Origin of the sequence: Mesorhizobium sp. M7A.F.Ca.US.002.01.1.1 (genome assembly GCF_004022955.1) — a bacterium.
Taxonomy (GTDB): Bacteria; Pseudomonadota; Alphaproteobacteria; order Rhizobiales; family Rhizobiaceae; genus Mesorhizobium; species Mesorhizobium ciceri.
This window is the reverse complement of record NZ_RZQE01000033.1, coordinates 1-25,822: the sequence shown is the minus strand read 5'-3', so window position 1 is coordinate 25,822 and position 25,822 is coordinate 1. Positions and strand designations below refer to the sequence as shown.

The following is a 25,822-nucleotide window of genomic DNA, read 5'->3' as shown; positions in this document are numbered from 1 at the left end:
CCGCAGGATCGTCTGCGGCGAGGCGCCATCGCTCAAGGAGCACGCCGCATGAGCCGGATGACGATCCTCACCGAGCAAGAATTGCGCGCGATCGTGACACTCGATCTCGATGCAGTCGCCTGCGTCGAAAACGCCTTCCGTGCGCTTGCCACCCTGCCGGTGGCGATGCCGCCGATCCTGCGGCTCGATATTCCCGAGCATCGCGGCGAGGTCGACGTGAAGACCGCTTACGTGCCTGATATCGACGGTTTCGCCATCAAGATCAGCCCCGGCTTTTTCGACAATCCGAAGCTCGGCCTGCCCAGCGTCAACGGCATGATGGTGCTGCTGTCGTCCAAAACCGGGCTGGTCGAAGCACTGCTGCTCGACAACGGCTATCTCACGGATATCCGAACCGCTGCTGCCGGCGCCGTCGCCGCCAAACATCTGTCGCGGCAGGACTCGTCAGTTGCCGCGATCTTCGGCGCCGGCGTCCAGGCCGGGTTGCAATTGGAAGCCCTGATGCTGGTGCGGCCGATTACCGAGGCGCGCATCTGGGCGCGCGATGCGGCAAAGGCCGAGGCAACCGCCGGAGCCCTGCGCGAAAAGCTCGGCATTCTCGTGCATGCCGAGCCCGACGCGGCAAACGCAGTTGTCGGCGCCGACATCATCGTCACCACCACGCCTTCGACCGAGCCGCTGATCAAGGCGGGTTTCGTTTCCGCCGGCCAGCACATCACGGCGATGGGCTCCGACGCCGAGCACAAGAACGAGATCGCGCCGGCAATCCTGCGCATGGCCGATCTCTATGTCGCGGACAGCGCCCGTCAGACGCGGCGGCTGGGTGAGCTGCATCACGCCATCGCGGCGGGCGTGATGGCCGCTGAGGAAGAGGTGACCGAACTTGGCCAGATTATCGCCGGTAAACGGCACGGTCGGCGCTCGGCCAGCGACATCACCATCGCCGATCTGACCGGCACCGGCGTTCAGGATACGGCGATAGCTACGTTCGCCCGCGATCGGGCGCGGGTGGCCGGTTCCGGGGCCATTTTCGAAAGCTGATGCTGGCCAAGGCGTGATCCGGAAAAGTGGGAACCGGTTTTCCGAAAGATCACGCCCAAACAAGAACGACGGGCCGGTTTCAACGAAGTTGAAACAGGCTCAAGGCCCAACAAACGAGGACCAAGAACAATGCAACCGAACCTGAGATTCTCGCGCGGCGAATATGCGGATCGCCTCGCCAAGACACGCAAAGCCATGGAGGTGAAGGGCGTCGATCTTCTTGTTATCAGCGACCCGTCCAATATGGCCTGGCTGACCGGCTATGACGGCTGGTCGTTCTACGTGCATCAGGCGGTTATCGTGCCGCCATCGGGCGAGCCGGTCTGGTACGGCCGTGGCCAGGACGCCAACGGTGCCAAGCGCACTGCCTATCTCGCGCATGATAACATCGTCGGCTATGCCGATCACTATGTGCAGTCGACCGAGCGCCACCCGATGGATTTTTTGGCCAGCGTGCTTGCGGATCGCGGCTGGGGCAAGCTGACAGTCGGCGTTGAGATGGACAATTACTGGTTCTCGGCCGCCGCCTTCGCATCGCTGCAGAAGCATTTGCCCAATGCCCGCTTTGTCGATGCCACCGCGCTGGTCAACTGGCAGCGCGCGATCAAGAGCCCGACCGAGATCGACTATATGCGCAAGGCGGCTCGCATCGTCGAGGCGATGCACCAGCGCATCTTCGACAAGATCGAGGTCGGCATGCGCAAATGCGATCTCGTTGCCGAAATCTATGATGCCGGCACGCGCGGCGTCGATGGCATCGGCGGCGACTATCCGGCGATCGTGCCGCTGCTGCCGTCGGGTGCCGATGCCTCGGCGCCGCATCTGACCTGGGACGACAGACCGATGAAGCGGGACGAGGGCACCTTCTTCGAGATCGCCGGCTGCTACAACCGCTATCACTGCCCGCTGTCGCGCACCGTCTTCCTAGGCAAGCCGACGCAGGAATTCCTCGATGCCGAGAAGGCGACGCTGGAAGGTATGGAAGCGGGGCTGGCCGCGGCCAAACCCGGCAACGCCTGTGAGGACATCGCCAACGCCTTCTTCGCCGTGCTGAAGAAGTATGGCATCGTCAAGGACAACCGCACCGGCTATTCGATCGGACTGTCCTATCCGCCGGACTGGGGCGAGCGCACGATGAGCTTGCGTCCCGGCGACCGCACCGAACTCAAGCCCGGCATGACCTTCCATTTCATGACCGGCCTGTGGCTGGAAACGATGGGACTGGAGATCACCGAGTCCATCCTGATCACCGAAACCGGTGTGGAGTGCCTGGCCAATGTGCCGCGTAAGCTGGTGGTGAAGGATTGAGCCCGATGTCGAATCTACGCTCATCACCGGTCGCGCCGACCGTCGATTTCGACCGCGACGGCGTCCAGCACGGCTTCCTGCGCTTGCCCTACAGCCGCGACGATTCCGCGTGGGGCTCGGTGATGATACCGATCTGCGTCATCCGCAACGGCAACGGACCGGCAGCTCTGCTGTCCGGCGCCAACCATGGCGACGAATATGAGGGGCCGCTGGCCCTCTACGATCTCGCCAGGACCCTCGATCCCAGGCAAGTCAGCGGCACGGTGATCATCGTGCCGGCAATGAACTATCCGGCGTTCCGCGCCGGCACGCGCACCTCGCCGATCGACAAGGGCAACATGAACCGCAGCTTTCCCGGCCGGCCGGACGGAACGGTGACCGAAAAGATCGCCGATTACTTTCAACGTGAGCTGCTGCCTCGCGCCGACATCGTGTTCGACTTCCACTCCGGCGGCAAGACGCTGGACTTCGTGCCGTTCTGCGCGGCGCACACTTTGCCCGACAAGGCGCTGGAACAGAAAGCCTTTGACGCGGTCGCGGCCTTTGCCGCTCCGTTCTCGATGCGCATGATCGAGATCGACGCCGTTGGCATGTACGACACGGCAGCCGAGGAGATGGGCAAGGTCTTCGTCAGCACCGAACTTGGCGGCGGCGGCACGTCGCGCGCGCAAACCGTGCGGATCGCGAGGCGCGGCATTCTCAACGTGCTGCGTCATGCCGGCATTGTAGATGGTGCGGTCGAGAAGACTCGAACCCAGTGGCTCGACATGCCGTCGGGCGATTGTTTCTCGTTCGCCGAAGACGACGGCATGATCGAAACCATGGTCGATCTCGGTGAGCCCGTCAAAGAAGGCTCGGTGCTGGCGCGCATTCATTCCACCGGCCGCACCGGCGTCGCTCCGCAGGAGATCCGGGCAAAAATGTCGGGCATGCTTGCGGCGCGGCATTTCCCCGGGCTGGTTAAGGCCGGCGACTGCGCGGCGGTGGTGGCTGTGCACGTCTGAGCGGCTCCGCCGGGGCCTGCTCCACCCGGTTCGGGTCCATCGTCACTTGTTCTGCGTCCGTCGCGGAGCCCTTCGGCGCGGCGGAAAGAAGCAGGATAGCGGGCGGAGTCGACATTGCAGGAGGATGTCACTATATAGCGGCGGCTTCGACCCGCGCGCCCGAGGGCAGCACCTCGAAGCAACTGTGAATGTGTAGTGTTTTGCGCCATCTATTGTGACGGAAATCGGCTCGGAAACCGGAAAAAAGCAAATAGAAACAGTGGCGCAGCGCTGGGTGTGACCCAGCCAACGGTACCGACCCCTCCAGAATCAGAAAATGCCCTTGACCCCTCGATTTCCTATGGCTCTGTGGACCTTGGACGGCATTGGCTTGCCGGCTGACCGCGACTCGGCTGGAATGGGGACATGCATCCTTTGGGGGATGTCGACGTTTATGATTACCAACCGGCTTTGCCGCCAGGGAACAGCAGTATGAGCGAACACGCCATCGAATTCTTGCGGGGATGGATCGGCGAAAAGGTCCATTGCCAGTCCCCTCAGGCAAGGATCGACAAGCAGGCCGAAACCTTGGCCAAGGAGTGCGCCGCCGAGGCGGCCGAGGTCGGCATTCCGCTGGAGGATATCCAGGAAGAAGTCGGCGATATCCAGGAACTTATCGCATCCCGGCTTGAGGAAGCGGCCGAGGCCGAAGAAAGCCAGCAGGCCCCCAGAAAAGCCGCCGAATGATCAAAGCCGCCGAATGATCGCATAGCGGCGACATTGTTGCAGCGCGGGCTTCTGGCCCGCGTTTTTGTCTTCAGCCAAAGGTCTCCTTCAGCCACGTCTTCGGCAGCGCCGGCACGAAATTCCCGTCGCGTCCGGTCATATCGTCATTGGCAACCAGCGCGTTGAGGATTGCTTCCTCCACGGTCTGGATCACCGCATCGAAAAACGGATCGATGTCGGTATCGGGAATAAAATCGGCACTGGCGATGCGGCCGGATGGCGCCCGCGCGGCGCTCGCATTGGCGGTCGAGAAGGCGATGAAAATGTCGCCTGAACTGTGATACCCGAAGCCTCCGGTCATGGCGACGCCAAGCGGCACCCGTCGGGCCAGCCGCTTCATCTGATGCGGCAGGAACGGTGCGTCGGTGGCGATGACGGCGATGATCGAACCCTTTTCGGCGCGCGGTGTGCCTTCGCGGACAGCCGGTTCGACGAGTTGCGGCCCGGCGCGCAGGCCGCGAATGGCAATATTGCGCCGTTTGCCAAAATTGGACTGCACGAAGGCGCCGACCGTATAGGCACGGCCGTGCCATTCGACGATGCGCGATGCCGTGCCGGAGCCGGCCTTGAAGCCGAAGGTGATCATGCCGGTGCCGCCGCCGACGCTGCCTTCCTCGATCGGTCCGCCGGCGGCACCGTCGAGGGCCTGCGCAACATGCTCCGACGTCAAATGGTGGCCGTTGATGTCGTTGAGGAAGCCGTCATAGGTCTCCGCCGCCACCGGCAGTCCCCAGCCGCTGTCAAGCGCCGCCGGCAGCACGCTTTGCATCCAGCGCAGCGTGCCGTCGCGGGAAACGCCGCAGGAATGCGTGTTGGTGATGGTGATCGGGAAGTTGAAAGCGCCGGTTTCCTCGACGATGTGCGAGCCGGTCAGTTCGCCGTTTCCGTTCTGGCTGAAGATCCCGGCGAAGACCGGGTTGGCGAGGTCGGCAAGCGGCCTGGGCAGGATCGCGGTCACGCCGGTGCGAACCGGTCCCTCGCCGACGACAAGCGTGCCATCGCCCGAGATCAGCGTCGCATAGCCGACCGCGACGCCGGGCACATCGGTGATCGCGTTGAACGGTCCAGGCCGTCCGTCGAAGCCGATGCCGAAATTTCGCGCGCGCGGTTTGCCTGAGGGCGTTGCCAGATGATGCGGATTGTCGGTCATGGTGTCAGAATAGGGATCCCTGATTGCCAGGCTCTTTGGCCTTGGCCGCCGGCTTGGCCACGGCTTTCGGTTTTGCCGTGCCGCTGATTGCCACCGCATCGGCGGTCCCGTCGGCGAACTCGAGCGAAAGCGCCATTCCCGACACCACGTCGGCAGCCTGCTTGACGACGGCGCCGTCCGCATCCCTCACCAGCGCAAAGCCGCGGGCCAGGACGGCCTTGTGCGACAGCGACGCCATCAACCTGTCGGCCTGGACGACGCGGCCGCGCAGGCGCTCCAGCCTGAGCACCACTGCTTGCGTGCCGCGTCTTGTCAAAGCTGTCAGCAAATCCCTCTGCACGCGTTGCCGCCGTGCCGTCGGCTCGATCGTGATGCGGCCTTGCAGCATGGCCAGTTGCTGCTTGTGCCGCTGCAGCGAAGCCCTGGCACATTTTGGCAATTGATCCGCCGCCCGGTTAAGCTCCGCACGCCGGGCTCTTGCCATCGCACGCAGTGCCCCTTGTGCTCGCAAAAGATTGCGTTCGTTGGTGCGCCGGGCCTCTGCAATGCGCTGCGACAGCATTGCCGGTGTCAGTTTCACGGCAAAAAACCTTGCACGCTTGCGTTCGGTGGAGACCAACAGGCCCCGGCCGAGCCTGGATGTCGCCTCATCGAGGCGCCGGCGCGGCAGCGCCAGCAATTGATCGGGCGAGGGCAGAGCCCGGGCGGCGGCACGGGCGGCCTGCCGCTTGCGCTCGAAATTGCGCAGCACCGCCGCTTTCAGCCGCGCACCGAGGCTGGCAAGCGTTGCTTCGAGGTCGGCCTTCACCGGCACGGCGATTTCGGCCGCGCCTGTCGGTGTCGGCGCCCGCACGTCGGCGACGAGGTCGATCAGCGTCCAGTCGGTCTCGTGGCCGACAGCCGAGATCACCGGAATGCCGGAAGCGGCAACCGCGCGGGCGAGCGCCTCGTCGTTGAACCCCCAGAGGTCTTCGAGGCTGCCGCCGCCACGCGCCACGATCAACAGATCGGGCCGCTGGATGGCGCCATCCCATGCCAGCGCGTTGAAGCCGTTGACCGCGGCTGTCACTTCCGCGCCTGACGTCTCGCCCTGAACACGCACCGGCCAGACCAGGACATGCAGCGGAAAGCGGTCCTTGATGCGGTGGATGATGTCGCGGATGACGGACCCTGTCGGCGAGGTGACGACGCCGATGACGCGCGGCATAAACGGCAGCAGCCGCTTGCGACCGGTGTCGAACAGCCCCTCGGCCTGCAGCCGCCGCTTGCGCTCTTCCAGCAGCGCCATCAGGGCGCCGGCGCCGGCAGGCTCCAGATTGTCGATGACGATCTGGTAGTTGGATTTGCCGGGATAGGTGGTGAGCTTGCCGGTGGCGATCACCTCCATGCCCTCTTCGGGACGGAACTTCAGCCGGCTCATCGTGCCTTTCCACACCACGGCGTCGAGCCGCGCGCGGTCGTCCTTCAGCGCGAAATAGGCATGACCTGAGGAATGCGGCCCGCGATAGCCTGATATCTCGCCACGCACCCGCACATTGCCGAAAACGTCCTCGACCGTGCGCTTCAGCGCGCCGGAAATCTCGCTCACCGTATATTCGGCGGCGTTGGTGCGTGATTCGGATGCTGCTTCGCTCATCCGTCGATTGGGGAACGGTTGGGCGCCCGCGTCAAGGCGGTTGCGTCGGGCCAGCCGTTCATAACCCGCACACCTGGCCCTGCCTACCAGCCGGGCAGGATCTGGTTCGGCTTGGTTCGCCGCAGCTTGGTGAAGGCAAGCGCTGCGAAATCGAACGTTCCGGGGTCTTCGCCGACCGGCACCGAGATGTTGTCCAGGCTTTCCGAAATATGGCGGGCGAGCGCATCGACGATCTCCGGCCGCGACGTCTGGCCGCGCATGATGCCGATGCGGCAATCGGGCAGGGCGCCGAAGCCGTCGGCTTCGCCCAGCACCCGCATACCGGGTCTGAGCGCGCATTCCGGCAGCACCGAGATTGCCAGCCCGGAAAGAACCGCGGCGGTGATGACGGTGGCCGAGAAACTGGTGAACAGGATGCGATAGTCGCGGTTCTGCTGGTCGAGCACATCGACCGCGGCGCGCCGCCAGATGCAGTTCGGCCGGCCGAAGGCCATCGGCAGCGTTTCCTGCTCATGCGTGGCATGGTTGGCCGAGGTGACCCACAGCAGCGGTTCGCGCCGCACCACCTCCGACTGGCCGCGTACGTCGTTGTGCGTCACCAGCGCGAGATCGAGATTGCCGCGCTTGATATGCTCGACCAGCCCCGGCGTCGGCTCGCAGATGACGGTGAGTTCGACGCGCGGATTGGAGCGGGTGAACCGTGCCATGATCTCGGGCAGGAAACGATCGGCGTAGTCGTCGGGCGTGCCGATGCGGATCGTGCCTTCGAGCCGCCGGTCGTCGAAGGCCGCCAGGGTCTCGCGGTTGAGATAGAGCAGCCGCCGCGCATAGGAGAGCAGCTTGTCGCCTTCCTCGGTCAGCCTGTTGGTGCGTCCGTCCTTTTCGAACAGCGGCTTGCCGATCCGCTCCTCCAGCCGGCGCATCTGCATCGACACCGCTGACTGGGTCCGGTGCACCTCTTCGGCTGCTCGCGTGAAGCTGCCGGTATCGGCGATCGAGATGAAGGTCTGCAATTGATCGAGATCGAGCGGCGATTTCATCGATATGATCCATCACTGGTGTTGATGGTAAAGATTAGAAACATTCGTTGGATTAATCAATCGGCCGATGGCAAATTGGCATTGTCCACATGAAGGCATGTGAATCGAAGCCGGAACGGCCGCTGTCGCCAGCGCCGATCGCAAGGCTTTGCCCGTTCGAGTCTGAAGGAGACCGACAATGACCACGTTCGATTTCGCCACCGAGACCTCGCGCATCACCTCGCGTCCGGCCGTTGCGACGCGCGTGGCCAACACCGTCTCCAACATCTACCGCGCCTGGAAAAACCGCCGCGCCTTCTATCGCCTTGGCGAGATGTCGGACGCCGAACTCGCCGATATCGGCCTGACGCGCGCCGACCTGCATGTCGCTATCGACGTGCCGTTTGGCCGCGACCCGACGGCGATGCTGCGCGAGATCGCCAGCGATCGCATCGAAACGATCGAGGATTTCGCTCGCAAGGTGGCCTGATCGGATGCTTGTTGTTTAGGTTGCCGTGAACCTTTTCAGGGTTCGACGCGACTGACGAGTATGCAGGCTCCCACTCCCTGCCGGATCCCCCCGGCCCGCCTGCACTCTGCCCGGTCCTCCCAGGACCGGGCTTTTCTCTTTCTACCTCAGCGAAGACCGCCTACCGCCGGTCCATGTCCCGCTTAAACTGGTCGAAGATTGTCTCCACGCCCTTCTGGTAGTCATCACGCTGCTGGGCGCCGGTTTCGAACATCTTGCCGAACAGGTCGTCGAACGGGTTTTTCGGACGGCCGCTCGGATTGGCCTGTGGCTGCGGTGCCTGACGTTGCGGGGGCGCTTGAGGCTGTTGCGGCGCCGGCTGTCCGCCGGGGATGCCGCCTAAGCCACCGCCACCTTGCCGCAGCATCTCCTCGAAGATTTTCCCCAGCGGATTGTCTCCGTAGGGGCTTTGCGTCTGCTGGGGCTGCGGCTGCGCCCGCCCCTGCGGCTGCGGCTGAGGCGCGCCACCGCCGAACATGTCCTGCAGCACCTTGCCGAGCGGATTGTCGCCGTAGGGATTGGGTGCCGGCTGCGTCTGGCTTTGCGGCTGTGGCTGAGCCGCGCCGCCGCCGAACATGTCCTGCAACACCTTGCCGAGCGGGTTGTCCATCGGGTTCTGGGGCGGCGGCGCCTGGCGCGGCTGCGGCGCCGGGGCCTGCATGCCGCCGCCTTGCCGCATCATCTGCTCGATGATCTCGCCGAGCGGATTGTTGCCGCCGCCGCCAAAACCACCGGCGGCCTGCATCTGGTTTGCCGTCTGCTTGAACAGCCCGCCCATGACCATCGAGGCGATCGCCGGCAGCATCTGCTGCAGGATCTGCTGATTGACGCCGCTGGCTTGCGCCGCCTGGCTGGCCACGGCGCGAGACAGATCCTTCGAACCGAACAGGTGCCCGAGAATGCCGTTGCCCTCATCGACGCCTTGCGGCGAGAAGGCCCGGGTTGCGTCCTCGAAATACTTGGCGTGCTGGCCGCTGGCCATCGCCGTCATGAAGGCGCCGAGCCCATAGGGGTCGGCGGTGTTGCGTTGCAGCCCCTGCGAAAAGGCCGGCAGCAATGCAGCGACCGCGGCTTGCGTCTGCTGCATCGAAAGCCCGTATTGCTGGGCAAGGGCCTGCATGCCATTGCCGTTCTGGGCCTGCGTCAGCATGTCGAACAAGGTGGGCATCGGCGTCTCCTCCGGAAATCCTCGCCGAAGAAGCCTAGTTTGTTTCCACTTCCGATTGAAGCGACTTTTGCCGGCCGGTCAGCTTTGCCAAATCCGAGGGTTAATAGGCGTATTCCATGAAAACCGGCTCGATCGAGCCGCCCCAGCGCGTGTGATAGGCCGACAGCATCTCCTCGGCGCTGGTGGTGCCCCGCGCCACCACTTCGTCCAACGTGTTGAGGAAGGAGGTCTCGTCGTAGCCGTCGCGGTTCTTCTTGCCACGGTTCTTCAGTCCCATGCGGGAAATGACCATCACGTCACGCGCGATCTCGCGCAGCGTGGTGTTGCGGAACGGTGCGGAGATGCCTTGTTCCGGCACGGCATTGCGCATCGCCAGCGTTTCTTCATACGTCCAGCTCGAGGTCAGCGCCTCGGCGGCATCGAGTGCGGCCTCATCATAAAGCAATCCGACCCAGAAGGCCGGCAGCGCGCAGATGCGCCGCCACGGCCCGCCATCGGCGCCGCGCATCTCGAGGAAGCGCTTCAGCCGCACATCCGGGAACAGCGTTGACAGATGGTTCGCCCAGTCGCCCATTGTCGGCAGCCCGTCCGGCACTTCATTGCGCGCGGCCCCGGCCATGAACTGGCGGAAGGTGATGTGGGTCATGTCGTGATAGCGGTCGTCGCGGATGACGAAATACATCGGTACGTCGAGCGCCCATTCGACATAGTCGGCGAAACCGAAATCGGGCGAGAAGCAGAATTCGAGCAGGCCCGAGCGCTGGTTGTCGGTGTCACGCCATATGTCGCCGCGCCAGCTCTGCAAGCCGTTCGGGTGGCTTTCGGTGAAAGGCGAATTGGCGAACAAGGCCGTCGACAGCGGCTGCAGCTTCAACGACACCTGCATCTTGCGGCGCATGTCGGCCTCGCTCTCGAAGTCGAGATTCACCTGGATCGTGCAGGTGCGGTACATCATGTCGAGGCCCTTGGTGCCGACCTTGGGCATGTAGCGCGTCATGATCTCGTAGCGCGATTTCGGCATTTTCGGCGTCTCGGCAAGCGACCATTTCGGGCTGCCGCCGAGGCCGAGGAAGCGGATGCCCATCGGTTCGGCGATCTCGCGCACCTGCGCCAGATGGGCATTGCCCTCGCGGCAGGTCTGGTGGATCGTCTCCAGCGGTGCGCCGGAAAGCTCGAACTGGCCGCCGGGTTCCAGCGAAATCGCACCCTGGCCGGTCGGTTCGACCAGGCCGATGATGCGGCCGTCATCGACGATCGGATCCCAGCCGAGCTTTTCCTGCATGCCTTCGAGGATGGCGCGGATGCCACGCTCGCCGCCATAGGGGACCGGTGCATTGCCGTCGACATAGAAGGGGAATTTCTCGTGCTCGGTGCCGATGCGCCATTTGTCGCGCGGCTTGTTGCCTTCGGCCAGGTGCTCGACAAGTTCGTCGACACCTTCGATCGGGCGGAAATCGGTCGTATCGCGCGCCATTTATGAACCCTCTGCACATGACCCCGAAAATCGGCTTTCGACTTTCGCCGGGATCATGTGCCCCAATGGAATGCTACAGTGTCCTTTGCACGTCCGAAAGGAGGCGGGCGCTGTAGGACGATCGGACGATCGCCGGCGCTAAATGGACGAAATGTCAGCAGACGATCAAGCGAAAAATCCTGAGCCACAGGTCAACAGGAATTGAACGTTACTCCGCTCTCCGTCCCTTGCAAGGGATGACGTCTCACCAGTCTCCGACTGTCGCCTGCATGACCGCGAGCGCGGCCACCGCCGCGGTGTCGGCGCGCAGGATACGCGGGCCGAGCGGAATGGCGGTGACGAAGGGCAGGGCGCGCAGCATCTTGCGCTCATCGTCGGAAAAGCCACCCTCCGGCCCGACCAGCAGCCCAAGCTTCTTTTCCTTGACCGCCTGCAGCGCGGCCAGCGGATTGTTGGTCGAAGCATCCTCGTCGCAGAAGATCAGCCGTCGCTCTGTGTCCCAGCCGGTCAACAGGCGGTCGAATTTTTCGGCTTCGCGCACCTGAGGCACCGCCAGGATGCCGCATTGCTCGGCGGCTTCGACGACATTGGCGCGCAGGCGATCGATCGACGGCTTGGCCACTTGCGTGTGCTGGGTAATGACCGGCTGCAGGATGCCGGCGCCCATCTCGACCGCCTTCTGCACGAGATAATCGAGCCGCCCCTGCTTCAGCGGCGCAAAGCAGTAGACGAGATCGGGCAGAGGCGGCTGCGGCCGCTGCAGCGCCGACACCTTCAGCCGCACCGCCCTTTTCGTCTTCGCCGATATGGCCGCCGACCACTCGCCGTCGCGGCCATTGAACACCAGGATTTCGGCGCCTTCGCCAAGCCGCAGCACATGCAGGAGATAGTGGCTCTGCTGTTGGCCGGCCTCGAATTCGATGTCCGGCGCGAGATCGTCGATCACGAACAGACGTTGCATTTTGTAATTGGCGCGCATCGCCGAGGAATGAGCGAGCCGGCCGCCGGCGTCAAGCCTCGGCGGTCGGATGCCACACCGGCCGAAAGCCGTGCCGCAGCACGCAGAGCGTCGTGGCCGGCGTCAGTAGCGAGAGTGTCTTGCTTTTGAGCATGTCGAAATCGTTGGGGTGCTGATATCCCGCAAAGGACCAGCGCAGTGCCTTGCCGCTACGCAGGGCATAAACAGTGCCGCCATCCGCAACCACGACGCCGTCCGGCAGGCCGGCAAGGTCTTCAACCGCAATCACCGGCGGCTTGCCGCCTGACGCCAGCCGCTCCTTGTGCAGCCGCTTGTCGACCATCGGCGCGCGCGGTTCGGCGATGCCGAAGGCTTCGCCGAAGCGGCCGACGAAATCCCTGGCCCGTTCGCGCTGGCAAAAGAAGCAGGGGCGATGCCCGGCCGCCAGTGCGGTCACCTCGTCGAGGAAGAACAGCTCGGTCCAGCCCGCTTTACCGCCCTTCCGGTTGCGGCCCATCGGTTCGCGCCGCACATTTCGGAATTGGCAGACGCAGATGATCCAGGCTTGAAGCGCCCAGCGCTTTTTCTTGAGCGTCTTCGTCTCGGGGTCGTGGATGATGCCGCGATTGCCGGTGAACATGCCGCGATCGGGCACCGCGTGGATGATACCGAACGGATCGACCCGGTTCTGCAGTGGCATAGTTTTCTCTCCGGACACGCATCTTGGCTGCAATGCGAGCGGCATGATATCGCTCGTCGCAGCTTTTTCATGTCAGCAGGGTTTTGCGATGCGGGTGCTGGTGGTCCAGAACTACGACAATACCGGCCTCGGCCAGGTCGGCGCAGCACTTGCGGAAGCGGGCGCCGATCTCGACCTGCGTCTCCCTTACAGGGGCGATCCCCTGCCGGATGACGCGGCCGGGCATGATGCCATGGTGGTGCTCGGCGGGGGCCAGAATGCGCTGGCCGACGATGAGTACCCCTATTTCCCGGCACTGCTCGAACTGACCCGCGACTTTGCCGACAAGGATCGCGCCGTGCTCGGCATCTGCCTAGGCAGCCAGCTCGTCGCTCGTGCCTTTGGTGGCGAGAACCGTATCGGCGGCGCCAATGAGTTCGGTTGGCACGGCGTGTCGCTGACGCCTGACGCCAAGGCCGATCCGGTGCTGGGCGCTCTGCCGGCAAAGTTCCCGATCTTCCAATGGCACGACGACACCTTCGTGTTGCCCGAAAACGCCGTGCGGCTTGCCGGCAACGATGTCGCCGAGAACCAGGCATTTCGCGTCGGCCGCGCCGTGTACGGTTTCCAGTTTCACTTCGAGGCCGACCGGCCGATGGTCAAGGACTGGAGCGCGTCCTTTGCCCCGACCATCGCTGCGCGCCATCCCGACTGGGCCGGCAAGCTCGATGGCGAAATGGCCCGCAACGGGCCCGATGCGGATGCCGCTGGCCTCGCCATTGCCCGGGCCTGGGTAGCGACCATCTGAGCGTTGGTCTCTCCGTACCCTCCAGCGTGACATAATTGGCACGCGGCGGTGAAACCGCCTGGGGAAAACGGTTTCATTCTTGGCTTGTGTCCGCCCGCCATCCTAGAAGGCGCGCGCTCTGCATCTTCTGTGCAACGGCTATGAACCTTTTGTGTGACCCGCGCGACACACCGTTGATACAGAACATGCCTAGAAGCGCAAAATCGTCGAAACTTTGAAGCGAATTCTCCGTTTCAACGCATTGGTAACCGCCTGGTGCACAGATGCAGAAAGCTCAACAAGAGATGACCTCCGTGAAAGCAGCGCTTCTGTCCTTTGCCATGTTGTCCGCCATCGTGCTGTGCGGTCTCGGCATCTATGCCGCCGACGCAGCCAACAACCACAACGCCGTCGACGGTTACGGCGTCACCGCCTCGCTGCGCTAAAGCGGGAAGCGTCTTTCGCATCCTCCGACGCGCGGCGCTCAAGCTTCCTTGATCGTCATTGTCAGGATGCGTTTGTCCGCGCCGTCGACGACGAGCGCGCTCAGCATGCCTGATTGCCAGGCAAGCGTGTCGACATTGACGCGATTTGCCATCACTTCCGCCTCCGGCACCGGCGTGTGGCCGTGCACCACGATCTTCGGATAGAGGTCGGGGTGGTTGTGGAAGACGTCGCGGATCCAGATCAGATCCTGCGGGTTTTGCTTCTCCAGAGGAATGCCCGGCCTGATGCCGGCATGGCAGAAGAAGAAGTCCCCGAAAGTCACGGAAAACGGCAGCGATCGCAGGAAGTCGATGTGGCTTTGCGGCACGGCCTCGACCAGTGCCTGATGTCCTCTGCGCACGGCCGATTCGGCCTTGCCGAACCACACGCTTGTGCCTTCACTGATCGTTACGCCGTAAGACTGTGCCGTCTGGATGCCGCCGAACCGGATGAAAAGCCCTTCCGGGTCAGGGGTCTTGAGAAAATCGAGAAAGCCGATGTCGTGGTTGCCGGCCAGCATCAGGTGACGAGGGTCTCGCTCTTGCGCTTCGATCAGGAAATCGATGACGCCCTTCGAGTCCGGCCCGCGGTCGACATAGTCGCCAAGATGGATGACGCGCCAGTCGGCAGGCGCCTCCTGCTCGATCTCGGCCCTGATGCGCAGATGCATGGCCGCCAGCAGGTCGAGCCGGCCGTGGACGTCGCCGATCGCATAGAGACGGATGCCGTCCGGCCCATGCGCGTCGAGAAAATGGATGCCGGATTCTGCCAACTTTTCGGTGTCTCCGTGGTCAGGCGGTCACGGGACCTGGCGCCGGAGCTGGTCCTTGCCCATGTCGGTGACAAGACGCTTTCCGCACAGCGCCAGCGTGATGTCCATCTCCTTGCGGATGATTTCCAACGCCTTGGTAACCCCTTCCTTGCCAAGCGCCCCCAGGCCGTAAAGAAACGGCCGGCCGATATAGGTTCCCTTGGCACCGAGGCAAAGCGCCTTCAGGACATCCTGGCCGGAGCGGATGCCGCCATCCATATGCACTTCGATCGTGTCACCGACCGCGTCGGCAATCTCTTCCAGCACGCCGATCGACGACGACGCACCATCGAGCTGGCGCCCGCCATGGTTGGAAACGATGATCGCGTCGGCGCCGGTCTTGGCCGCCATCAGCGCGTCCTCCTTGTCGAGAATGCCCTTGAGGATCAGCTTGCCGCCCCAGCGCTCCTTGATCCAGGCGACGTCCTTCCACGACAGATGCAGGTCGAACTGCTCCGTCGTCCACGATGCCAGCGAGGCCATGTTGCCGACGCCCTTGGCGTGGCCGACAATGTTGCGGAAGGTCCGCCGCTTGGTGCCGGCCATGGCGGCGCACCAGCGCGGGCGGATGGCCATGTCGACGATGTTCGTCAGCGTCAGCTTGGGTGGCGCCGAAAGCCCGTTGCGGATGTCCTTGTGGCGCTGACCGAGAATCTGCAGGTCGAGCGTCAGCACGAGCGCCGAGCATTTCGCCGCCTTTGCCCTGTCGATCAGGTTGAGCACGAAATCCTTGTCACGCAGCACATAGAGCTGAAACCAGAACGGCTTCGTGGTAACCGAGGCGACATCCTCGATCGAGCAGATGCTCATCGTCGACAAGGTAAACGGCACGCCGAATTCCTCCGCCGCCTGCGCCGCCAGCATCTCGCCATTGGCGTGCTGCATGCCGGTCATGCCGGTTGGCGCCAATGCCACCGGCATAGACACTTTTTCGCCGATCATCGTCGATGCCAGCGAACGGTTGTCCATGTCGACGAGGACGCGCTGGCGGAACTTGATCTTCTGGAAATCCTCCTCGTTGGCCCGATACGTGCTTTCGGTCCACGAACCGGAATCGGCATAGTCGAAGAACATCTTCGGCACACGCCGGCGTGCGAGGTCCTTGAGGTCGGCGATGGTCAGGATCTGGCTCATGGGCTTCCCGTTTCGATAGCTAGGAGCGTTTGCGTGCTGGTTCTGTATCGGTGGCGTCAACGCGCTGTTTCAACCTCAGCCGCGAGACGCGCTGCCAGTCGCCGCTGCGCTCGGCCTCCGCCATCGACCGTTCGACATAGGTGATGTGGTCCATCGCCGCCTGGCGGGCGGCGGCCGGGTCGCCGGCCTTCACCGCCGCATGGATCGCCCGGTGCTGCGCGAGCAGGGCGTCGCGCGCGCCGGGTACGGTGAACACCAGCAGCCGGTTCTGGAACACGCCCTCCGACAGCAGCCGATAACAGGAGCGCAGCGTGTGCAAAAGGATGATGTTGTGTGCGCATTCGCAGATCGCGTGGTGGAACTCGACGTCGATCTCGGCCTCGTCGTCGAAGTCGCCGGTCCGGTGCGCATCGTCCATGCGTGCCATGATCTTGTCGAGCAGCGCCATGTCGTCTGGGGTGGCGCGCCGTGCCGCATATTCAGCCGCAACCCCTTCGATCTCGCGGCGGTATTCCAGATAGTCGGTCACTGCCTTGCGGTGCATCGAGATCAGGTCCGTCACCGGTTTGGTGAAGAGCTGGCCGATGACATCGGCGACATGCGTGCCGCCGCCGGGCCTTGTCGTCAAAAGGCCGCGTCCTTCCAGTGCCTTCAGGGCGTCACGCAGGATCGGCCGCGATACGTCGAACTGGCGTGCAAGCTCGCGCTCGCCCGGCAGCCGGTCGCCGGTGCGCAGCACGCCTTCGAGGATGAGGCTCTCGATCTGCTGCACCACCTCGTCGGCGGTGCGCGAATGCTCGATCCTGGAAAAAATGTCGCTCAACAGAATGCCTGGAAGGTGAACCGGTGCCGCAGAATAGAGCCTGCCTCGCCAACTGGTCAAATTATTTATCCAATTGACAAAAAGCTGGCCGATTTCCCGCCCGATCCCGTGATCTTCGGCTAACTTTGCCGTTTGCGTCGTCAGGCCATTGGCACTAGAGGGACGCGAGTGCAAGCGGGTTCAAGGAAACCCCCGGGGAACAAGCCGTGTCAGACGACCCGTCCGATCTCGAATTCCAGCCGCGCGCCAAGGGCAGCGTCATGGGCTTTCCCGCGCATGAGGGCCGGCCCGGCGCACTCGGCGAGGTTCATGCCCGGCCGCATCCGCTGATCGAAAAGCCACGCGTCCTGATGCAACTCGCCTTCATGACGGAGGGCGGCTCCGGCGTCGACCACGCGGTGCTTTCCGAACTGTCGCGGCGCCTCGGCATCGCCGCGCCCGACCGCCAGGCCCGCCACCATGCCATGAAATGGGGCAAGGGCTCGCTGCGTTGGGAGCGGCACACCGAATTCTCGACCTATTTGTGGGAAGGGCCGCTTTCCGAAAGCGGCAGGACGCAGGAGGACTCACCCTTCGGCAACGGGTTTTCCCCGCCGGGAACCTGCATCTCCGGCATCAGGCTCGAAATCCGCAAATGGACGCAAGCAACCGAGCAACTGATAGCCGGTTTCGATCCGACCAGCCTGTGCTACTCGCTGGTCGAGCGCGGAAACGCCGCCATCGTCACCGATTTTCGCCAGGATGGCGATGGCCTGACGCGCATGCTGCTGCTCGATCGCGGCTTGACCCCGGCGCGCACCGGCGCGTTGTCGCAGCGGCTTATCGACATCGAGACCTATCGGACGCTGGCCATGCTCGGCCTGCCGCTGGCGTTGACCTTGTCCGGCCGCGCCCGCCGCATCGAAGACCGGCTGGCGCAGACCACGCTGGAGATGAAGGTCGCCGGGACACGGGACAGCCAGACCTTGCTGGCCGATCTGACCGAACTTGCGGCGGAGCTGGAGGCGGACGCGGCGTCGAGCCTTTACCGTTTCGGCGCCAGCCGCGCCTATGACGGCATCGTCGGCGAACGGCTGGACGCACTCGAGGAAGAGGCTGTGCCCGGCTATGACACATGGCGCGGGTTCCTGCAGCGCCGTGTGGCGCCCGCAATGCGCACCTGCCGCTCGGTCGAGGAGCGGCAGGAAAATCTATCGCGAAAACTGACCCGCGCCACGACGCTGCTGCGCACCTGGGTCGATGTCGAGGTCGAGAAGCAGAACCGCGACCTGCTTGCCTCGATGAACAACCGGGCCCGCCTGCAATTGCGCCTGCAGCAGACCGTCGAGGGGCTCTCGGTCGCCGCCGTCTCCTATTATGTGGTCGGCCTTGTCGGCTATGTCGCCAAGGGCGCCTCGATCTTCGGCCATGCCTTCGCGCCGGAGATCATTACCGCTGCTTCGGTGCCTGTCGCCATCCTGCTGGTCTGGTGGGGCGTGCGCCGCGTGCGCCGGATGCACTCCGAACCCGGCAAGCCGCCCGGCGAATAGCAGCGGCAGATTGCCGCTGCGTAAGCCTGTCTCCGCCTTGAAGTTGGATTCGCCGCCATTACAGGATTTGCACCCAACGCGCTTCACTGGTAAAAGATTTTGACCAGTCAAGCGAAATGAGGCTGCTGATGTCCGGCCTGGCCATGCCGAAACCAGACGATGCCACGATGCGCCGGCGCGACGAGATCGTCGCCGACATGCGCATCATCGTGCCGGGTGAGGGCGTTGTCGACGCCGCCAATTCCATGCGCGCTTTCGAGAGCGACGGCCTGACCGCCTATCGGCAGCTGCCGCTGGTTGTCGTGCTGCCGCAAACGGTGGCGCAGGTTTCGCGCGTGCTGAGATACTGCAACGACCGCAACATCCGCGTCGTGCCGCGCGGCTCCGGCACCTCGCTGTCGGGCGGGGCGCTGCCGCTCGAGGACGCGGTGCTGCTGGTCATGAGCCGTTTCAACCGTATCCTCGGGATCGATTTTCCCAATCGCGTCGTCGTTGCCCAGCCGGGCGTCACCAATCTCGGCATCACCACCGCCGTCGAGCAGGAGGGCTTTTACTACGCCCCCGATCCATCCTCCCAGATCGCCTGCTCGATCGGCGGCAATGTCGCGGAGAATTCCGGCGGCGTGCACTGCCTGAAATACGGCCTCACAGCCAACAATGTGCTCGGCATCGAGATGGTGCTGATGAATGGCGAGGTGGTGCGGCTGGGCGGCAGTCACCTCGATGCGGAAGGCTACGACCTGCTCGGCGTCATGACCGGGTCCGAAGGGCTGCTCGGCGTCGTCACCGAGGTCACCGTGCGCATCCTGAAGAAGCCGGAGACGGCACGTGCACTGCTGATCGGCTTCCCGACCAGCGAGCAGGGCGGCCAGTGCGTTGCCGACATCATCGGCGCCGGCATCATCCCGGGCGGCATGGAGATGATGGACCGGCCGGCGATCCATGCGGCGGAAGATTTCGTTCATGCCGGCTATCCCCTTGATGTCGAGGCGCTGCTGATCGTCGAGCTCGACGGGCCGGGCGTCGAGGTCGATCATCTGATCGGCCTTGTCGAGGCGATCGCCTACAAGAACGGCTCGACCACCTGCCGCATTTCGCAGTCCGAACAGGAACGGCTGAGCTTCTGGGCCGGCCGCAAGGCGGCGTTTCCGGCCGTCGGCCGCATCTCGCCCGACTACTACTGCATGGACGGCACCATCCCGCGCAAGGAGCTGCCGCGCGTGCTCGCCGGCATGCGCGAGCTGTCGGAAAAATACGGTCTCGGCGTCGCCAATGTCTTTCATGCCGGTGACGGCAATCTGCATCCGCTGATCCTCTACGATGCCAACGTACCGGGCGAACTCGACAAGGCCGAAAGCTTCGGCGCCGATATATTGCGGCTCTGCGTCAAGGTCGGCGGCGTCTTGACCGGCGAACACGGTGTGGGCGTGGAAAAACGCGATCTAATGCCGGAGATGTTCACCCAGATCGATCTCGACCAGCAGATGCGCGTCAAATGCGCCTTCGATCCCAACCATCTGCTCAACCCGGGAAAAGTATTTCCGCAGCTGCGGCGATGCGCCGAGCTTGGGCGGATGCATGTGCACCGCGGGCAGGTGGCGTTTCCGGACATTCCGAGGTTTTGAGGGTGATGACGGCGCGTGAACACCCCCCTCTGTCCTGCCGGACATCTCCCCCTCAAGGGGGAAGATTGGCAGTTTCGACGCCTTGCCCTTCCGTCATCATTGAAGATTGGCGAAGCCATATGCGACATCTGATCTCCCCCCTTGAGGGGGAGATGTCCGGCAGGACAGAGGGGGGCGCCAGGGAACTCGGCATATCCGAACTCGCATCTGGCGCGGTCTCTTCATGACCACCTTCACCCCGACCACCCCATCCGAAGTCCTGTCCACCGTCGCCTGGGCTGTAGCGGAAGGCTCGCCGCTGGAAATCCTTGGCCATGGCTCCAAGCGTGGCATCGGCCGGCCGCTGCAAACCGAACACACGCTCGACCTGTCGAAATTATCTGACGTCACGCTCTATGAACCGGCTGAACTGGTGCTGTCGGCCAAGGCAGGCACACCGTTGGCCGGGATCGAGAAACTGCTGGCGGAAAACGGCCAGCAGCTCGCTTTCGAGCCGATGGATTACGGCCCGCTGCTTGGTGGCGAACCGGGCAAAGGCACGATCGGCGGTGTGCTCGGCGCTAACCTCTCCGGTCCGCGCCGGCTCAAGGCGGGGGCCGCGCGCGACCATGTCCTGGGCATCAATGTGGTGTCCGGTCGTGGCGAGGCCTTCAAGTCGGGCGGTCGCGTGGTCAAGAACGTCACCGGCTATGACATGTCGAAGCTGATGGCCAACAGCTGGGGCACGCTGGCCGTCTTCACCGACGTCACCTTCAAGGTGCTGCCGGCAGCCGAGACCGAAGTCACGCTCGCCATCCGTAGCCTGCTCGACGATGCCGCGGCCGCCGCCATGGCCCTGGCGCTTGGCTCGAGTGCTGAAGTGTCGAGTGCCGCCCACCTGCCGGAGCGGATCGCCGCGCGCGTCGCCAGCGGCAGTCTCGGCAGCGAGGCCGCCACGCTGCTGCGCGTCGAGGGTTTCGGCCCGTCGGTCGCCTACCGCATCGCCGCGCTGAAAACGCTGCTCGGCAATGCCGGCCCGCTGGAGGAGATTGGCGGCGAGGTTTCACGGCTGATCTGGCGCGACGTTCGCGATTGCAGGCCTTTCGCCGACGGCAGCGAGAAGCCGGTCTGGCGCATCTCGATGACGCCTTCTCAAAGCCACCAGATGGTCCTGACGCTGCGCATGCAGGCCGCCGTCAGCGCCTTTTATGACTGGCAGGGCGGACTGGTTTGGCTGCGCATGGAACAGGGCGATCCGGAAGCCGCTCTGCTGCGCGGGCTGTTGAGGAAACATGGCGGCGGCCATGCGACGCTGGTGCGCGCCGCACCCTCGCATCGCGCCGCTCTACCGGTGTTCGAGCCGCAGCCGCCCGCTCTTGCTGCACTATCGGTCCGCCTGAAACAGGAATTTGACCCCAAGAATATCTTCAATCCCGGCCGCATGGCCTAGGACATCAGCGATGCAGACCAATTTTTCGCTTGCCCAGCTTGCCGATCCGCATGTCGCGGAATCGGAAAAGATCCTGCGCAAATGCGTGCATTGCGGCTTCTGCACCGCGACGTGCCCGACCTATGTGACACTCGGCAACGAGCTCGATTCACCGCGCGGGCGCATCTATCTGATCAAGGACATGCTGGAAAACGGCCGTCCGGCCGACAAGCAGATCGTCACCCATATCGATCGCTGCCTGTCGTGCCTTGCCTGCATGACCACCTGCCCGTCGGGCGTCAACTACATGCATCTGGTCGACCATGCCCGCGCCCATATCCAGGAGACCTACAAGCGGCCACTGCTCGACCGCCTGACCCGCGCCATGCTGGCCTTCGTGCTGCCCTATCCCCAGCGCTTTCGCGCCGCGCTCAAGCTAGCGAAGCTGGGCAAACCGTTCATCGGCCTGTTCGACAAGGTTCCGGCGCTGAAGCCGCTCAGTGCGATGCTCAAGCTCGCGCCGGCGTCGATCCCGGCAGCGTCGCCGATGGGCTCGCCGGGCATCCATGCCGGGCAGGGGACCAAAAGGGGCCGCGTCACCATCCTCACCGGCTGCGCGCAATCGGTGCTCGATCCCGCCATCAACGAGGCGACGATTTCGCTGCTGACACGGCTCGGCGTCGAGGTCTTGGTGCCGCCGGGCGAAGGCTGTTGCGGTGCGCTGGTCCATCATATGGGGCGCGAACAGGCCGCGCTTGCCTCGGCGAGGCAAAATGTCGACGCCTGGACACGCGCCCTCGACCAGGGCGGGCTCGATGCCATCGTCATCACCGCCTCGGGCTGCGGCACGACGATCAAGGACTACGGTTTCATGCTGCGGCTCGACCCGGCCTATGCCGACAAGGCCGCGCGCGTCTCGGCACTGGCCAAGGACGTTACCGAATATCTCTCGACCCTCCACCTGCCCGAACCGGTTCGCAAGTCGGGCACTGTCGTTGCCTATCACTCGGCCTGCTCGATGCAGCACGGCCAGAAGATCACCCGCCAGCCGAAAGAACTGCTGGCCAAGGCCGGCTTCATCGTGCGCGAGCCGCGCGAAGGGCATCTCTGCTGCGGCTCTGCCGGCACCTACAACATCCTGCAGCCCGAGATCTCGGCCAAACTGCGCGACCGCAAGGTGAAAAACATCGAGGCGACGGGGGCCTCGATCGTCGCCACCGGCAACATCGGCTGCATCACGCAAATTGCTTCCGCCGCGAAGATGCCGGTGGTGCACACGATCAAGCTGCTCGACTGGGCTTATGGCGGGCCGAGGCCGGAAGGTGTTCTGGAAGAGACCCTGATCGCGGCGGAATAGGACGACCTTGGCGGGCGCTTACTCCGCCGCGAGCCTGTCCGCCGTGCCGTAAGTCGCCTCGTAGAGCGCGCGCTGGCGGCTGAGCGCGACCATGGTGTTGCGCAGCAGGATGGCGACCGTGATCGGACCGACGCCGCCCGGCACCGGGGTGATCCAGGAGGCGACCTCGCGCACGCTTTCAGTGTCGACGTCGCCGACGATGCGGCTGGAGCCGTCGGGGGCGATTTCGGAATTGATGCCGATGTCGATGACGGCAGCGCCCGGCTTGACCATGTCGGCCTTGATCAGCCGCGGCTTGCCGACGGCGACGAACAGCGCATCGGCACGCCGCGCATGGGCGGCGACCGATCGCGTCATGTGATGGCAGACCGTCACCGTCGCGCCCTCGCTCATCAACAGGAAGGCGATCGGCTTGCCGACGATTTCCGAATGGCCGACGATGACGACTTCCAGTCCCTTGAGGTCGAGGCCGGTTTCCTTCAGCAGCTCGACCGAGGCGGCCGCCGTGCAAGGCGCGAGATCGAGCTGGTTGTAGACGATGTTGCCGATTGAGGCCGGATGCATGCCTTCGACATCCTTCAGCGGATGCACCGCCGCTTGCAGCGTCTTGATGGGGATATGCGCTGGCACGGGCCGCTGGATGATGATGCCGGTAACGCGCGGATCGGCATTCAGGCCGTGGATCGCAGCTTCCAACTCGCCTGCTGTGATGGTGGCGGGAAAGCGCCGTTCCTCGAAATCGATGCCGGCGAGCTCAGCCTTGGCGCGCTGGTTGCGCACATAGACGTCCACCGCATCGGTGTCGCCGACGGTGATCGAGATCAGCTTGGGCGGAAAACCCTCGGCTTTGGCGATCGCTGCGTCCTCGGCAACGGCGGCGATGATGCGCTGGGCGACCGGGCCGCCCTTGAGATAACGGCTGTCTTCGGACAGAGGCATGGGTGAACTCTTTTGTGGAACTTGCCACCCAGATAGCAAAAGAATGCGGCAAAGGGCAGCATGAAAGCGAACCGCTATGCCCGTTGCGCGACGCGTGGGTGACCTTTTGCCCTCGATTTCTGCTCAAAACGGAAAGGGCAGCGCGGTTTCCCGTGCTGCCCTTCCTGACCGGCCGCATCCCCATACGGCCCGTCCCCCGTATCCCTAAACTGGCCTCGAAAAGCGGACTGCTTTGCCGGCCAGGTGATTCGCAAGGACTATTATATCACCTCGACCGTGGTTCCGACATTGACCCGCTCATAGAGATCGACGACGTCCTCGTTGCGCATGCGGATGCAGCCCGATGACACCGCGCCGCCGATCGTCCACGGCTGGTTGGTGCCATGGATGCGGTATTCGGTGGTGCCGAGGTAGAGCGCACGGGCACCAAGCGGGTTCTCCATGCCGCCGGCAAGATAGGTCGGCAAATAGCGGCCCTTGGCGGCTTCGCGCTTGATCATCTGCGCCGGCGGGCGCCAGTCCGGCCACTCGCGCTTGTTGGTGATCTTGTGCGTACCCGACCATTCGAAGCCCGGCTTGCCGGTGCCGACGCCATAGCGCCTTGCCTTGCCGTTCTTCTCGACCAGGAAGAGGAAATTCTGCGTGGTGTCGATGACGATCGTGCCCGGCTTCTGGCCTCCGTCATAGTCGACTTCCTGCGGCAGGTAGATCGGGTTGATCTGAGGACGCGCGACCATGCGCTTGGCCGGCGGCTGCACCGCCGCCGTCTGCACCCGGTCGGGCTGCGCCGGGCGCAGGCGTCGCTGCTGCTGCACCACCTGCCGGTTCTGGCGCACGATGCCGGGCGCATGGCCAAGCTGCAGCACCCAGGGTGCGGAAAGGTCGGGGCTCACCATCACCGGCGGCCTGTCGGCATAGCGGTCGCCGGCGATTGAGGGTGTGACGCCGGCGGCAAACACAGCCACGGCGCCGAGCACGGGAAACAACACTGTCTTCATCGTAACGCACCTTGATCGTCTGATACAAACGGGTGGAAACGTCCTCCCGGTTCGGCGATCATTGGCGCGCAAGCAGCAACCGAAACATGAATCGGAATGCGTAAAATGCGGCTTTGTCAGTAAACCTTTTGGTGTGGTTACCGCCGGGTTCAGGAATCTGGTAAAGCCGCAGTAAATGCCGCGCAAAAGCGCGTTAACGAACGGATTTTGGCCTATGGACAAGGAAAACACCGGCCTGCTCGCTGGCCCCGACGGTGTCGCGCGCTGCTTCTGGCACGGCAATCTGCCCGACTATCTGCACTACCACGATCATGAATGGGGCCGGCCTGTGGCCGACGACCGCAGGCTGTTCGAAAAGATCTGCCTGGAAGGCTTTCAGTCGGGCCTGTCGTGGCTGACCATACTGCGCAAGCGGGAGAATTTTCGCGAAGCCTTCGCCAATTTCGAATTCGACAAGGTAGCAAGCTTCACCGACAAGGATGTCGAGCGCCTGCTCGGCAATGCCGGCATCATCCGCCATCGCGGCAAGATCGTCTCGACCATCAACAACGCCAGGCGCGCCCGCGAAATGGTGGACGAATTCGGCTCACTGGCCGCCTGGTTCTGGAAGTTCGAACCCGGCAAGGACGAGCGGCCGCAAATCGTCGACCTCGCCCATCTGCGCGCGAACCCGACAACGGCCGTCTCGGTGCGGATCTCGAAGGAGCTGAAGAAGCGCGGCTGGAGCTTTGTCGGCCCGACCACGGTCTACGCTTTCATGCAGGCCATGGGCCTGGTCAACGACCACCTCGAGGGCTGCGCCTGCCGCCAAGAGGTCGAGAAGCAGCGGAAGGCTTTCAGGCGGCCGAAATAGGCTCAGGTGCCGTTGGCGCTGGCCAGCACCAGGCCGGCGACGATCGCCACCACCGTGGCCAGGGTCGGATAGATCACCAGCAGGCCGGTCATCAACGCGTCGCGCATGGATGGTCCCTTGCCGGTGTCGGCGGGTACTTCGAACGGTCCGGCAGCCTGGCTGACCATTTTCGGGACGTTGATGTCGGCCGGGCGCAGGCGTGCGGACAATCCGGCGTCGCTGTCGATGGCATGGAATCTTGCTGTGCTGGTCATGGCCGCGAACCCTCATTTCCCGCGCTTTATCGGCGGCGATTGTGTCGGCACGATGCCGCACGCATGGCGGGATTGTTTCATTTGCGG

At 63.9% G+C, this 25,822-nt stretch carries 25 protein-coding genes; 12 read left to right on the top strand and 13 right to left on the bottom strand.

The features are described 5' to 3' along the window. Positions 1-48 precede the first annotated feature (48 nt). From eutC to EN932_RS06290, 4 genes are all read left to right on the top strand, one after another. Positions 49-1,041 (top strand): ectoine utilization protein EutC, encoded by a 993-nt coding sequence (eutC, locus tag EN932_RS06305; protein WP_127369274.1) that lies wholly within the window; start codon positions 49-51, stop codon positions 1,039-1,041. Between the two features lie 129 nt (positions 1,042-1,170). Next, positions 1,171-2,349, top strand: coding sequence for an ectoine hydrolase DoeA (gene doeA / locus EN932_RS06300; protein ID WP_063172777.1), 1,179 nt, complete (start codon positions 1,171-1,173; stop codon positions 2,347-2,349). A 5-nt stretch (positions 2,350-2,354) separates the two neighbouring features. Continuing rightward, the gene (gene doeB, locus EN932_RS06295; RefSeq protein ID WP_024502317.1) at positions 2,355-3,353 is read left to right on the top strand and encodes a N(2)-acetyl-L-2,4-diaminobutanoate deacetylase DoeB; all 999 of its coding nucleotides are present in this window, start codon (positions 2,355-2,357) and stop codon (positions 3,351-3,353) included. Positions 3,354-3,824: 471 nt separating this feature from the next. After that, a complete protein-coding gene (locus EN932_RS06290) occupies positions 3,825-4,079 on the top strand; it encodes a DUF768 domain-containing protein (RefSeq protein ID WP_127369275.1) in 255 nt (84 codons plus the stop codon). A 70-nt stretch (positions 4,080-4,149) separates the two neighbouring features. On the opposite strand, the gene EN932_RS06285 is transcribed toward EN932_RS06290, so the two are convergent. The 3 genes from EN932_RS06285 to EN932_RS06275 all read right to left on the bottom strand — a co-directional run bounded on the left by EN932_RS06285 (position 4,150) and on the right by EN932_RS06275 (position 7,944). Then, positions 4,150-5,268, bottom strand: coding sequence for a P1 family peptidase (locus EN932_RS06285; RefSeq protein WP_127367110.1), 1,119 nt, complete (start codon positions 5,266-5,268; stop codon positions 4,150-4,152). 4 nt (positions 5,269-5,272) lie between these two features. After that, the gene (gene xseA, locus EN932_RS06280) at positions 5,273-6,904 is read right to left on the bottom strand and encodes an exodeoxyribonuclease VII large subunit (protein ID WP_127367109.1); all 1,632 of its coding nucleotides are present in this window, start codon (positions 6,902-6,904) and stop codon (positions 5,273-5,275) included. 83 nt (positions 6,905-6,987) lie between these two features. After that, entirely contained in the window at positions 6,988-7,944 is a 957-nt protein-coding gene (locus EN932_RS06275) for a LysR substrate-binding domain-containing protein (RefSeq protein WP_013530338.1), read from the bottom strand. A 178-nt stretch (positions 7,945-8,122) separates the two neighbouring features. Between EN932_RS06275 and EN932_RS06270 the strand changes: the two genes are divergently transcribed. Continuing rightward, complete coding sequence (locus EN932_RS06270; protein WP_013530339.1) at positions 8,123-8,413, top strand: DUF1127 domain-containing protein; 291 nt, start codon at positions 8,123-8,125, stop codon at positions 8,411-8,413. Between the two features lie 160 nt (positions 8,414-8,573). Here the strand turns inward: EN932_RS06270 and EN932_RS06265 are convergent, their stop codons facing one another. The 4 genes from EN932_RS06265 to EN932_RS06250 all read right to left on the bottom strand — a co-directional run bounded on the left by EN932_RS06265 (position 8,574) and on the right by EN932_RS06250 (position 12,752). Then, positions 8,574-9,620: a DUF937 domain-containing protein gene (locus tag EN932_RS06265; RefSeq protein ID WP_024502320.1), complete on the bottom strand. Its 1,047-nt coding sequence runs from the start codon at positions 9,618-9,620 to the stop codon at positions 8,574-8,576. 100 nt (positions 9,621-9,720) lie between these two features. Next, positions 9,721-11,094, bottom strand: a complete 1,374-nt coding sequence (locus EN932_RS06260; protein ID WP_013530341.1) for a glutamate--cysteine ligase — start codon at positions 11,092-11,094, stop codon at positions 9,721-9,723. A gap of 244 nt (positions 11,095-11,338) precedes the next feature. After that, complete coding sequence (locus tag EN932_RS06255; protein ID WP_127370156.1) at positions 11,339-12,073, bottom strand: 16S rRNA (uracil(1498)-N(3))-methyltransferase; 735 nt, start codon at positions 12,071-12,073, stop codon at positions 11,339-11,341. 31 nt (positions 12,074-12,104) lie between these two features. Beyond that, positions 12,105-12,752 (bottom strand): hypothetical protein, encoded by a 648-nt coding sequence (locus EN932_RS06250; RefSeq protein ID WP_127370155.1) that lies wholly within the window; start codon positions 12,750-12,752, stop codon positions 12,105-12,107. Between the two features lie 88 nt (positions 12,753-12,840). Here EN932_RS06250 and EN932_RS06245 point away from each other — a divergent pair, with 88 nt between their 5' ends. Continuing rightward, complete coding sequence (locus EN932_RS06245; RefSeq protein ID WP_027162214.1) at positions 12,841-13,539, top strand: type 1 glutamine amidotransferase; 699 nt, start codon at positions 12,841-12,843, stop codon at positions 13,537-13,539. A gap of 293 nt (positions 13,540-13,832) precedes the next feature. Beyond that, entirely contained in the window at positions 13,833-13,964 is a 132-nt protein-coding gene (locus EN932_RS39470) for a hypothetical protein (RefSeq protein WP_013893872.1), read from the top strand. A gap of 38 nt (positions 13,965-14,002) precedes the next feature. On the opposite strand, the gene EN932_RS06235 is transcribed toward EN932_RS39470, so the two are convergent. The 3 genes from EN932_RS06235 to EN932_RS06225 are packed head-to-tail and all read right to left on the bottom strand — an operon-like array spanning position 14,003 to position 16,772. After that, positions 14,003-14,776: a metallophosphoesterase gene (locus tag EN932_RS06235; protein WP_063172771.1), complete on the bottom strand. Its 774-nt coding sequence runs from the start codon at positions 14,774-14,776 to the stop codon at positions 14,003-14,005. 27 nt (positions 14,777-14,803) lie between these two features. Further along, the gene (locus tag EN932_RS06230; RefSeq protein WP_013530347.1) at positions 14,804-15,949 is read right to left on the bottom strand and encodes an alpha-hydroxy acid oxidase; all 1,146 of its coding nucleotides are present in this window, start codon (positions 15,947-15,949) and stop codon (positions 14,804-14,806) included. Positions 15,950-15,968: 19 nt separating this feature from the next. Further along, positions 15,969-16,772, bottom strand: coding sequence for an FCD domain-containing protein (locus EN932_RS06225; protein WP_127369935.1), 804 nt, complete (start codon positions 16,770-16,772; stop codon positions 15,969-15,971). Between the two features lie 206 nt (positions 16,773-16,978). Here EN932_RS06225 and EN932_RS06220 point away from each other — a divergent pair, with 206 nt between their 5' ends. From EN932_RS06220 to glcF, 4 genes are all read left to right on the top strand, one after another. Further along, complete coding sequence (locus EN932_RS06220; RefSeq protein ID WP_127388224.1) at positions 16,979-18,301, top strand: DUF3422 family protein; 1,323 nt, start codon at positions 16,979-16,981, stop codon at positions 18,299-18,301. 128 nt (positions 18,302-18,429) lie between these two features. After that, on the top strand, positions 18,430-19,926 hold the full coding sequence (locus EN932_RS06215) for an FAD-linked oxidase C-terminal domain-containing protein (protein ID WP_064994790.1): 1,497 nt from the start codon (positions 18,430-18,432) through the stop codon (positions 19,924-19,926). A 223-nt stretch (positions 19,927-20,149) separates the two neighbouring features. Next, on the top strand, positions 20,150-21,355 hold the full coding sequence (locus tag EN932_RS06205) for an FAD-binding protein (RefSeq protein ID WP_013530351.1): 1,206 nt from the start codon (positions 20,150-20,152) through the stop codon (positions 21,353-21,355). A gap of 10 nt (positions 21,356-21,365) precedes the next feature. Beyond that, entirely contained in the window at positions 21,366-22,691 is a 1,326-nt protein-coding gene (gene glcF / locus EN932_RS06200) for a glycolate oxidase subunit GlcF (RefSeq protein WP_127369271.1), read from the top strand. Positions 22,692-22,709: 18 nt separating this feature from the next. On the opposite strand, the gene EN932_RS06195 is transcribed toward glcF, so the two are convergent. Both EN932_RS06195 and EN932_RS06190 read right to left on the bottom strand, forming a co-directional pair. Continuing rightward, the gene (locus EN932_RS06195; RefSeq protein ID WP_027160988.1) at positions 22,710-23,630 is read right to left on the bottom strand and encodes a bifunctional 5,10-methylenetetrahydrofolate dehydrogenase/5,10-methenyltetrahydrofolate cyclohydrolase; all 921 of its coding nucleotides are present in this window, start codon (positions 23,628-23,630) and stop codon (positions 22,710-22,712) included. Positions 23,631-23,890: 260 nt separating this feature from the next. Beyond that, positions 23,891-24,628 (bottom strand): L,D-transpeptidase, encoded by a 738-nt coding sequence (locus EN932_RS06190; protein ID WP_013530354.1) that lies wholly within the window; start codon positions 24,626-24,628, stop codon positions 23,891-23,893. A gap of 214 nt (positions 24,629-24,842) precedes the next feature. On the opposite strand from EN932_RS06190, the gene EN932_RS06185 reads away from it, so the two are divergent. Continuing rightward, positions 24,843-25,481, top strand: coding sequence for a DNA-3-methyladenine glycosylase I (locus EN932_RS06185; protein ID WP_127385346.1), 639 nt, complete (start codon positions 24,843-24,845; stop codon positions 25,479-25,481). A gap of 2 nt (positions 25,482-25,483) precedes the next feature. On the opposite strand, the gene EN932_RS06180 is transcribed toward EN932_RS06185, so the two are convergent. After that, complete coding sequence (locus EN932_RS06180) at positions 25,484-25,735, bottom strand: hypothetical protein (RefSeq protein WP_024502332.1); 252 nt, start codon at positions 25,733-25,735, stop codon at positions 25,484-25,486. Positions 25,736-25,822: the final 87 nt, after the last annotated feature.